Raw genomic sequence first — 9,381 nt, 5'->3', positions numbered from 1 at the left:
CGAGTCCTGGCCAGGACTCGGGGGCGACGGATCGTTGGGGTCCTTCCGGGAGGTTCGTCCGGTCAGACCCGTACGCCTACGCGGCGACGGCGGGCGAGGAACAGCGCGCCGCCGATCGCGGCGGTGCCGGCGAGGCCGCCGCCGATCGCCATCTCGGTGTCGGTCGGGCCCGCGGCGCCGCCGAGGCCGCCGTCCGCGCCGCGCCCTTCGAGGACGCGGAAGCTGCGGGTCGCGACCCGGTCGTTGTCGTTGCACTTGACGGCCAGGCTGTAGTTGCCGGGCGTCGTGTGGTCGTGGATCCGGGCGGTCGCGTAGTTGATGTCGCCCGACGACAGGTGGACCTCGTCGAAGGCGTTCGAGCTGACTCTGCCGCCGTTCTGGCAGCCCCTGGCGGTGATCCTCAGGGTGGCGCCCTGGTGGACCGAGGAGGGGTCGACTTCGACACTGGTCGGCCCGCCGGACGGCGGGCCACCTGCGACGGCTGCCGGGGCGGCGAACCCGACCGCGGCCCCGACCGCCAGCGCCACCGTTAGAGCGCGTGAAGCACGCATCGTTGAACCTCCATGGGAGGACGCCCCGGAGCCGTGCCCCGGGATGATCGACGAGTACGCCTCCCACATCGAACCCTCACCGCCGCTCATACAAGCCGCATTTCGGCGCTCATCCACCCTGGTGAACCGCGCGCCCCGCAGTGGCTCCGGAATCTGACGGACCCGCAGGTCACAGACCGTCAGATCATTTTCGGGGCCGTATGACCCGGATGGGTCAGGCCCGCTGGACGGCACCCGTTCGCCGCCCTCCGATCGCCGAGTGGCCGCCCCGCCCTTACGGTGCTCGAAGGCGCGCTGAGGGTGGACGGCGAAGGAGTTGACGAAGAGACATGGCGCAGGACGAGTACGGCATGGAGCGTCGCAGGCGTTCCCCGTGGGGGGCTCTTGCCCTGGTGATGCTCACCGGCCTCGCGCTGATGCGCAATGGCGCGGATGTGACGATGGGCCCGCCGCAGCCGGCCGCGGCGGCGGCGCTGACCAGCGGCGCGGGGACCGCCTCCGCGCCGCCCGCGGCCGCGGCGGTGCAGCCGCTGCCCTTCGCCCCGGCCTCCCGCGTGCGGATCGAGGCGATCAACGTGGACGCGCCGGTCATGGACGTCGGCACCGACGCCCAGGGCTGGGTGCAGGCTCCCCCGCCCGAGGACCCGAACCTCGCGGGCTGGTATCAGAACGGTGTGGCCCCGGGCATGCCCGGTACGTCGGTGATCGTCGGCCACGTCGACAACATGAAGGGCCCGGCGGTCTTCTACGGCCTCGGCTCGCTCCAGAAGGGCAACCACATCGAGGTGCAGCGCTTCGACGGCCACACCGCGGTGTTCGAGGTGTACGGCGTCGAGGTCTTCTCCAAGGCCACCTTCCCGGGCGCCCGGGTGTACGGCGACACCGGGCACCCGGAGCTCCGGGTGATCACATGCGGCGGCGGCTTCTCCAGGGCCCGCGGGTACGACGGCAACGTGGTGGCCTTCGCCCGCCTCGTGTCGGTCAAGTAGCCCCGGCAGCCCCGAAGCCGCCGGGGCCGGACCGCCCGCGGGCCACCGTCGCCGGGGCTCATCTGCGGCGCGGCGGCACCTTCAACCGGTATCCCTGCGCGAGCAGTTCGGGCAGATAGGTGTGGAGCGCCGCCACGCTCTGCGAGCGGTCGCCGCCCGCGTCGTGCGAGAGCACCACGACGCCGGGCGCCGCACCGTCGAGGACCCGGCTGATGATGGTGGGGGTGCCGGGCGTGGTCCAGTCGAGGGTGTCGACGGTCCAGGCGAGCGGCTCCATGCCCATCTCGGCCTGGATCTCGAACACATTGCGGTTCCACGCCCCGTACGGCGCGCGGAACCACTGCGGCGGCTCGCCGAGGGTCTGCTCGATGACCTCGCTGGTGCGGCCGATCTCGTCGCGGATCCGGGCGGGGGGCGTCTTGTTGAGCTGGGGGTGGGTCCAGGTGTGGTTGCCGACGACGTGCCCGTCGTCCCGCATCTCGCGCAGCAGGTCCCGGTTGTCGGTGGCCATCTCGCCGCACAGGAAGAACACCGCGCGTACGTCGTGCTGGCGCAGGGTCTTCAGGATGCCGGGGGTGTAGCGCGGATCGGGTCCGTCGTCGAAGGTGAGCACCATGGAGTGCGCGCCCAGCTGGGGCATGCTCAGGAACGGTCTGGTCCGTACCGGCGGGAGCGCGGTGTGGTACCGCGGCGGGGTGTAGGCGGTCATGGGTTCCAGGCGGTACGCGCCGGCCCGTGGCCGGGCGGCCGCGGCCTGGGGCCCGGCGGCGTTGGATCCGGCCGCCTTGGATCCGGCCGCCTTGGATCCGGCCGCCTTGGGCCCCGCGGCCGGCGCGGCGTGCGGCGTGGGCGCGGGGGCGACGGTGTCCTCGGCGGTCAGCATGCGGACCGCGGCGGCGGCTCCGAGGCAGGCGGTGACACGGAGCAGTGTCCGCCGACTGGGGACCATCTGATCCCTTTTCATGACATGCGGCTTTTGTTCGTCATGGCGGCAGATTAGGACCTGCCCGCCGTGGCGGGGCCTGCGAAACGTCAGCACCCGCGCGTCACCAGCACGAATGGAGTCATCCGGCGGTACCGCTCCCGATCCGGCTCAGCTACGGCGGACCAGCGGGAAGGGCAGGGTCTCGCGAATGGTGAGGCCGGTGAGGAACATGACGAGCCGGTCCACGCCGATGCCGAGGCCACCGGTGGGCGGCATCGCGTATTCGAGCGCGTCGAGGAAGTCCTCGTCGATCTCCATCGCCTCCGGGTCACCGCCGGCCGCGAGCAGCGACTGCGCGGTGAGCCTGCGGCGCTGCTCGACCGGGTCGGTCAACTCCGAGTAGGCGGTGCCCAGTTCGGTGCCGAACGCGACGAGGTCCCAGCGTTCGGCGAGCCGCGGGTCGGTGCGGTGCTGGCGAGTCAGCGGGGAGACCTCGGTGGGGAAGTCCTTGTAGAAGGTGGGCAGCTGGGTCTTCTCCTCGACGAGCCGCTCATACATTTCCAGGACGACGTCACCGCGCGTGCTCTCCGGGGTGTGCGGCACCCCGGCCCGGTCGCAGAGCCGGCGCAGCGCCTGCTCGTCGGTGTCGGCGCCGATCTCCTCGCCGAGCGCGTCGGAGACCGCCCCGTACAGCGTCTTGACGGGCCAGGGCCCCGAGATGTCGTACTCGACGATCTTCCCGTCCGGGCCGGCCTTGCGGGCGAGCGGGGCGCCGAAGGCGGCGGTGGCGGCGCCCTGGATCAGTTCGCGGGTGAGGTCGAGCATCATGTCGTAGTCGGCGAAGGCCTGGTAGGCCTCCAACATCGTGAACTCGGGGTTGTGCTTGTAGGAGACGCCCTCGTTGCGGAAGGTGCGGCCCATCTCGAAGACCTTCTCCACGCCGCCGACGCAGAGCCGTTTGAGGTACAGCTCGGGCGCGATGCGCAGATAGAGGTCGAGGTCGTAGGCGTTGATGTGGGTGGTGAAGGGGCGGGCGTTGGCGCCGCCGTGGATCTGCTGGAGCATCGGCGTCTCGACCTCCAGGTAGCCCCGGTCCAACAGGCCCTGGCGCAGCGCCTGGACGGCGGTGGAGCGGTGCCGGACCACGTCGCGGGCCTCTGGGCTCGCCACGAGGTCGAGGTAGCGCCGGCGCACCCGGGCCTCGGGGTCGGCGAGGCCGCGCCGCTTGTCGGGCAGCGGGCGCAGACACTTCGCGGTCATCTGCCAGCCGGTGGCGAAGAGCGAGAACTCGCCCTTCTCGGTGGTGGCGGTGGTGCCGGTGGCGGTGATGTGGTCGCCGAGGTCGACGTCGTGGGTGAACCGGTCGAGGACGGGGGCGCCCGTGCCCTCGCGGGTGAGGACGACCTGGAGGTCGCCGGACCAGTCGCGCAGCACGGCGAAGACGACGCCGCCGAAGTCGCGTACGGCCATGACGCGCCCCGCGACCGTGGCCTCCAGGCCTTCGCCGGCGGCCCTGAGCCGGGCCAGGGTGTGGGTGCGGGCCGCGATGACGACGGGGTAGGGCTCGGCGCCGTCCGCGCGTAGCCGGTCGAGCTTGCGGTGGCGTACCCGTTCCTGGTCGGTGAGTTGACGTTCCGTCACTTCGGTGGCGCCGATGCCGGTGAGCCCGAGCGCCTCGATGGAGGGCAGGCCCGCGGTGGTGACGGGCTTGGTGACGCCTTTGGGGCGGCCCTTGCCCCAGAGCTTGCGCAGGCTCGGTACGGAGACGAAGCCCTCGGCGATGCCGGAGGCGAGGCCGACCCGGGCCAGCGAGCCCGCGTCGCCGTAGCACAGGAAGCGGGGGAACCACTGCGGGTGGTACTTCACATTGGAGCGGTAGAGGGCTTCGAGCTGCCACCACTTGGAGAAGAAGAGCAGCAGTCTGCGCCACAGCCGCAACACGGGTCCGGCGCCGATGCGGGCGCCCTCCTCGAAGGCCGAGCGGAACACCGCGAAGTTGAGGGAGATCCTGCGGACCCCCAACTTCGGTACGGCGGCGCACACTTCGGCGACCATGAACTCCATCACGCCGTTGGGTGCGCTGCGGTCGCGGCGCATCAGGTCGAGCGAGATGCCGTCGGGACCCCACGGCACGAAGGAGAGCAGCGCGATCAGTTCGCCGTCGGCGTCGAAGGCCTCGACGAGCAGACAGTCGCCGTCGGCGGGGTCGCCGAGCCGGTCGAGCGCCATCGAGAAGCCGCGCTCGGTCTCGGTGTCGCGCCAGGCGTCGGCGCGGTCGACGATGCGCTGCATCTCCTCGTCGCTGAGCGCCGAGTGGCGGCGGATGCGGGTGGTGGCACCGGTGCGCTCGACGCGGCGCACGGCCTGGCGCGTGACGCGCATGTCGCGGCCGTCGAGGTCGAACTTGGCGACGTTCAGGATGGCCTCGTCGCCGAGCTGGATGGCGCCGAGCCCGTGCCGCGCGTAGGCGGTCGCGCCCTCTTCGGAGGCGCCCATCACGGCGGGCGCCCAGGCGTACTGGCGGGCGATGTCGAGCCAGGCGTCGATGGCCGGGCCCCAGGCGCCCGCGTCGCCGACCGGGTCGCCGCTGGCGAGCGCCACGCCCGTCTCGACGCGGTAGGTGACGGCGGCCTTGCCGTTGGGCGAGAACACCACGGCCTTGTCGCGGCGGGTCGCGAAGTAGCCGAGCGAGTCCTGGCGGCCGTAGGCGCCGAGCAGGGCCCGGATGCGGGGCTCCTCGTCGCCGTGCAGGGCGGCTTCCATGCGCTGCGAGCGGAAGAGCGTGGAGGCCGCCGTCAGCAGGGCGATGGCGCCGAACAGACCGAGGAAGAAGTACAGGGGCCGGGGAGGGCTCCCGTCGAACTGGCCCGGGGAGACGAGACCGCCGAGGACGCGGTTGGAGGCCCACAGCAGGCGCTGGCCGCGCGGCAGGGTGTCGGGGAACAGCTCGACCAGGCCCCAGCCGACGAGGACACCGGCCACGAGCCCGAGACAGAGCACCCCCAGAGCCCGGCGGAAGGCGCCCCTGCGGGTCTCCGCGTAGAACTGCTTGCGGGCCACGACGAGGATCACCAGGGCCGCGCCGCAGAAGACGCCGTTGGGGATCCACGCCCATTCGGTGACGGAGACGAGCAGTACGTCGAGCAGGAACAGCAGGCCCAGGTAGATGACCACCAGCCACCAGGCGACCTTCTTGCGGGCCCCGATCGCGGCCGCGAGCAGCAGCAGGAAGACGGCGTAGGCGAGGTTGGCGCTGACCGGCACCGTGACCCGGTCGAAGAACCAGGAGATCGGATGGAGCCCTCTGCGCAGCGGGGGGATGAGCGCGATGACGGCGCAGAACAGCCCGAGCGCGCCGAAGAACATCGCGAAGCCTTCCGGAACCCGCCCCAGGAAGCCGGTCCTGGACGGGATCGGCGCCGCCTCGCTCACAGTCATGTCCAGCACTCTAGGGAGACCGGCGCCGGGCCGCCTGTCGGAGCGTCCACCCGGCCGGTTAGCCTCACAGTGTGACAGAGCAGCGGCCCCAGCCCCACCCCGAGTCCCAGCGCTTCGAACGCGGCACCGACGGTCCGAAGGTGATCGTCGCCGGCGTGGACGGCTCGGATTCCTCACTCAGAGCGGCGGCGTACGCCAGTGGTCTGGCCCGGCGCCAGAATGCGATGCTCGCCCTCGTGTACGTCCAGCCCGTGCTCCCGGCGGGTGCCGCGCTCGGCGCGCCCGTCGCCGACACCACCGAGGAGATCGCCGAGGGCCTGGTCGCCGAGATCAGGGCCGGGGCGGAGCGGGTGCGGGAGATCTGGGACGTCCGCTGGGAATTCCACACCTTCCGCGGCGACCCCTACTCCGGCCTGGTGACCGCGGCCGACGAGCTGACGGCGGACGCGGTGGTGGTGGGCGCGTCCGAGTCGGCGGGCCACCGCATCATAGGTTCGGTGGCCGTACGCCTGGTCAAGGCGGGCCGCTGGCCGGTCACCGTGGTGCCGTAGCGGGCCCGCCCGCCGGTGGCGGAGCATCTGCTCCGCCCGCCGGGTCAGCGCGACATCTTCAGGCCGTCCTTGGCCGCGCCGCGGCTCAGGACCGCCTCGCTGATCTGCTGCTGTGTCGCGGTGTAGGCCTCGCTGCCGGGCGCCTTCGCGAGGGCGTCGGGCAGGCTCATCACCCGGCCGCGGTCCACGTCGATCCACTGCGGGATGAACTCCGCCTTGCTGACCTCCCAGCGTGAGCCGGGCCTGGCCGGCGGGGCGAAGGTGAAGCGGGCGATGGAGCTCATGTTGCCGCGGTCGTCCCGCGCGCCCGTGTCGTTGAACATCTCGCCGGCGATCTGGTCGCCCTCCCCGTAGACGATCCAGGTCCCGTTGACCTTCTCGTAGGGCTGCGGGATGTGCGCGTGGGTGCCGAGGATCAGGTCGATGTCGGGGCGCCCGCCGGTCTTCGACGCCGTGAGCGCCTTGCCGAGGGAGAGCTGCTGCTCGTCGGGCTCGGTCTGCCATTCGGTGCCCCAGTGGAGGCTGACGACCACGACGTCGGCGCCGGCGGCGCGGGCCGCCCGGGCATCCGCGATGATCTTCTTCTGGTCGATGAGGTGGACCGCCCACGGCTGCCCGTCCGGCATCGGGTAGCCGTTGGTGTCGTAGGTGTACGCGAGCTGGGCGACCTTCGCGCCGCCGGCCGACATCAGCGCGGGCCGCGCCGACTCCTGGGCGGTGCGGCCGGAGCCTGTGTGCTTCAGGCCCGCCTTGTCGAAGGCCTTCAGGGTGCGGGCGAGCCCGTCGGCGCCGTCGTCCAGGGTGTGGTTGGACGCCGTCGAGCAGGAGTCGTACCCGGTGTCCTTCAGCGCGGCGGCCACCTGCGGCGGGGAGGTGAACGCCGGGTAGCCGGTGAAGGGGCCCTCGTCCGGGCCGTACACCGTCTCCATGTGACAGATCGCCAGGTCGGCCCGCGAGATGAGGGGCTTGACCCCGGAGAGCATCGGTCTGAAGTCGTAACTCCCGTCCTCCGCATCGGATTTGGCACGCTGGATCGTCGAGTCGTGCGGCAGGACGTCACCGGTGGCGACCAGGGTGAAGGGATGCTGGGCGGGTGCGGCGCCGGAGGCCGGGGAGCGCTGGGCGTGCGGGGGCTGCCGCGGGGCGTCGTGCCCACCGGAGCAGCCCGTGGTGGCCGCGAGCAGGAGGGCCGCGACGGCCGCCGCCCGATGTCGGGCGCGTGGGGTCGGCTGGTGCATCGGCTTCGGACTCCGTCGGTCGAGGGCAGACGAGGGGCGGGGCGAGCGGGCGCGTGATCGCGGAGCGGGTGCGATCGGGGCGGTGTGTGTCCGAAATCCACCCCGCGAGAACCGGCCGGTCAAGCCGAAAAGCCGTTGATACGACGAAAGACCGCTGGAATGGACGCACTGCGGTGGCGCCCGGACCGCGTGTCGGGGACCGCTCGCCGCACCACTCGCCGCTCGGTTCGACCGCTTGCCGCAGCGTGCGGTGCGAGCTCTGTCCACCCCCGCCCGTACGCGCTCGGATACGGATCGGTCGACGGGGTTCCGGGGAAAGGGCGTGCACGGTGACGACGGCGGTCGCGGAGATACGGCGCTACGCCCGCGAGCGGGATCTGGCCGAACTACAGCGTGCGCACGGCCCGGCGCTGCTGCGGTTCCTGCTCGGGCTGACCTACGGCGACCGCCAGCGCGCCGAGGATCTGGTGCAGGAGACACTGGTACGGGCCTGGCAGCACCCCGAGGCGTTCGATGCGCCGTACAGCTCGATGCGGCCCTGGCTCTTCACGGTCGCCCGGCGCCTCGCCATCGACGCGCGGCGCGGCCGGCTCGCGCGCCCCGCCGAGGTGGGCGACGAGGTACTGCTCGCGACGCCGGCGGAGGGCGGCGATCCCACCGAGCGGTGTACCGCCGCCCTCGACGTCCGTACGGCAGTGAGGTCGCTCACACCTGAACACCGCGCGGTCCTGGTGCAGTTGTATTTCCGCGGCCTCAGCGTGACCGAAGCGGCCGATGTGCTCGGTGTGCCGCCCGGGACGGTCAAGTCCCGTTCGTACTACGCGCTGCGTGCGCTCGGCCGGCTGCTGCCCGGCTATTCTGCGTCAGGCCCCGAAGGGCTCTCCTCGGTGGGTTCCAGGTCCGCCTCGGTGAGCAGGGCGAGCAGTGAGGGTGCTTCGGCGACCTCCAGATAGGCACGGCGGCACGGTGCGCACCGGCGCAGATGCGCGGCGACGGCGCGGTCCTCGCCGGGCGCGAGAGCGCCCAGTACATAGGCGCCGAGCAGCTGCCGCACATGCATGAGCACCTCGTGTCGTGTGACGGATCCTGCCCTTCTGGCCACGGCGGGCACGCGCCCCCGGTTCAATGCTCCCTGGAGCTCCCCGGGAGCGCCGGGACGGTCGATGAAAGAGGCGAGACAGGATGCGTCCGGAGGGAAGCAACGGGACCAGCGGTGGCGGGCTGGTGGTGCCGATGGCATGGATGTACGCGGAGTACATCGCGGATGAACTGCTGAGAACCGGCGACCTGATGCCGCCGACGACACTGGAGTTCCGGGCCGGGCGTCACGCTCTCGCCCTGACGATCTTCCTGTCGGACGGGGCGGTCGGCGGGGCGCGGGTGGTGGCCCGCCTGGAGGAGTGGAGTTCGCTCACCGCAGCCGGCCGGCCGTGGCGGCGCTGGGTCTGCGGGCGGCTGGGGCGGCTGGCCCGCGATCAGGACTCGGGACCCGATCTGGCGCTGGCCAGGGCTGCCTGGCGGTGGCTTGAGGAGACCGAGCTGCTGGCCGCGGATCTGGACGCGGTGGTGCCGGGCGGGGTGGATCCGCGTACGCGCGAGGAGGACGAGCCCCGGGTGTGGACACCGGCCTGGGAACTGGGCCTTCCGCTCGGCCACCTGGCCATCCACTTGTTCTGACGTTACGTCACA

At 72.0% G+C, this 9,381-nt stretch carries 9 protein-coding genes; 4 read left to right on the top strand and 5 right to left on the bottom strand.

The window, feature by feature from the left end; translation table 11 throughout:
- Positions 1–62: 62 nt before the first annotated feature.
- Positions 63–551: a hypothetical protein gene (locus tag AB0D31_RS07230; protein ID WP_362718226.1), complete on the bottom strand. Its 489-nt coding sequence runs from the start codon at positions 549–551 to the stop codon at positions 63–65.
- Between the two features lie 329 nt (positions 552–880).
- On the opposite strand from AB0D31_RS07230, the gene AB0D31_RS07225 reads away from it, so the two are divergent.
- The gene (locus AB0D31_RS07225; protein ID WP_362718223.1) at positions 881–1,540 is read left to right on the top strand and encodes a class F sortase; all 660 of its coding nucleotides are present in this window, start codon (positions 881–883) and stop codon (positions 1,538–1,540) included.
- Between the two features lie 58 nt (positions 1,541–1,598).
- Here the strand turns inward: AB0D31_RS07225 and AB0D31_RS07220 are convergent, their stop codons facing one another.
- Together AB0D31_RS07220 and lysX are read right to left on the bottom strand one after the other, a co-directional pair.
- The gene (locus AB0D31_RS07220) at positions 1,599–2,504 is read right to left on the bottom strand and encodes a polysaccharide deacetylase family protein (RefSeq protein WP_362718220.1); all 906 of its coding nucleotides are present in this window, start codon (positions 2,502–2,504) and stop codon (positions 1,599–1,601) included.
- A 129-nt stretch (positions 2,505–2,633) separates the two neighbouring features.
- Positions 2,634–5,903 carry a bifunctional lysylphosphatidylglycerol synthetase/lysine--tRNA ligase LysX gene (gene lysX / locus AB0D31_RS07215; protein ID WP_362718219.1) on the bottom strand — a complete coding sequence of 1,090 codons (3,270 nt, stop codon included), beginning with the start codon at positions 5,901–5,903 and terminating at the stop codon, positions 2,634–2,636.
- 71 nt (positions 5,904–5,974) lie between these two features.
- On the opposite strand from lysX, the gene AB0D31_RS07210 reads away from it, so the two are divergent.
- A complete protein-coding gene (locus AB0D31_RS07210) occupies positions 5,975–6,454 on the top strand; it encodes a universal stress protein (RefSeq protein ID WP_362718217.1) in 480 nt (159 codons plus the stop codon).
- Between the two features lie 44 nt (positions 6,455–6,498).
- Here the strand turns inward: AB0D31_RS07210 and AB0D31_RS07205 are convergent, their stop codons facing one another.
- The gene (locus AB0D31_RS07205; RefSeq protein WP_362718214.1) at positions 6,499–7,692 is read right to left on the bottom strand and encodes a CapA family protein; all 1,194 of its coding nucleotides are present in this window, start codon (positions 7,690–7,692) and stop codon (positions 6,499–6,501) included.
- A gap of 329 nt (positions 7,693–8,021) precedes the next feature.
- Here AB0D31_RS07205 and AB0D31_RS07200 point away from each other — a divergent pair, with 329 nt between their 5' ends.
- Positions 8,022–8,645, top strand: a complete 624-nt coding sequence (locus AB0D31_RS07200) for a sigma-70 family RNA polymerase sigma factor (protein WP_362718211.1) — start codon at positions 8,022–8,024, stop codon at positions 8,643–8,645.
- On the opposite strand, the gene AB0D31_RS07195 is transcribed toward AB0D31_RS07200, so the two are convergent.
- The gene (locus tag AB0D31_RS07195) at positions 8,546–8,752 is read right to left on the bottom strand and encodes a zf-HC2 domain-containing protein (protein WP_362718208.1); all 207 of its coding nucleotides are present in this window, start codon (positions 8,750–8,752) and stop codon (positions 8,546–8,548) included. The two genes, AB0D31_RS07200 and AB0D31_RS07195, sit on opposite strands and share 100 nt — an antisense overlap.
- Positions 8,753–8,874: 122 nt before the next feature.
- On the opposite strand from AB0D31_RS07195, the gene AB0D31_RS07190 reads away from it, so the two are divergent.
- On the top strand, positions 8,875–9,369 hold the full coding sequence (locus tag AB0D31_RS07190; protein WP_362718205.1) for a hypothetical protein: 495 nt from the start codon (positions 8,875–8,877) through the stop codon (positions 9,367–9,369).
- The last annotated feature ends 12 nt before the right edge of the window (positions 9,370–9,381 follow it).

It is taken from the genome of Streptomyces sp. NPDC048361, from assembly GCF_040651795.1.
Lineage (GTDB): Bacteria > Actinomycetota > Actinomycetes > Streptomycetales > Streptomycetaceae > Streptomyces.
Note: the sequence above shows the minus strand (reverse complement) of the source record. Positions and strands in the feature narration are given on the sequence as shown.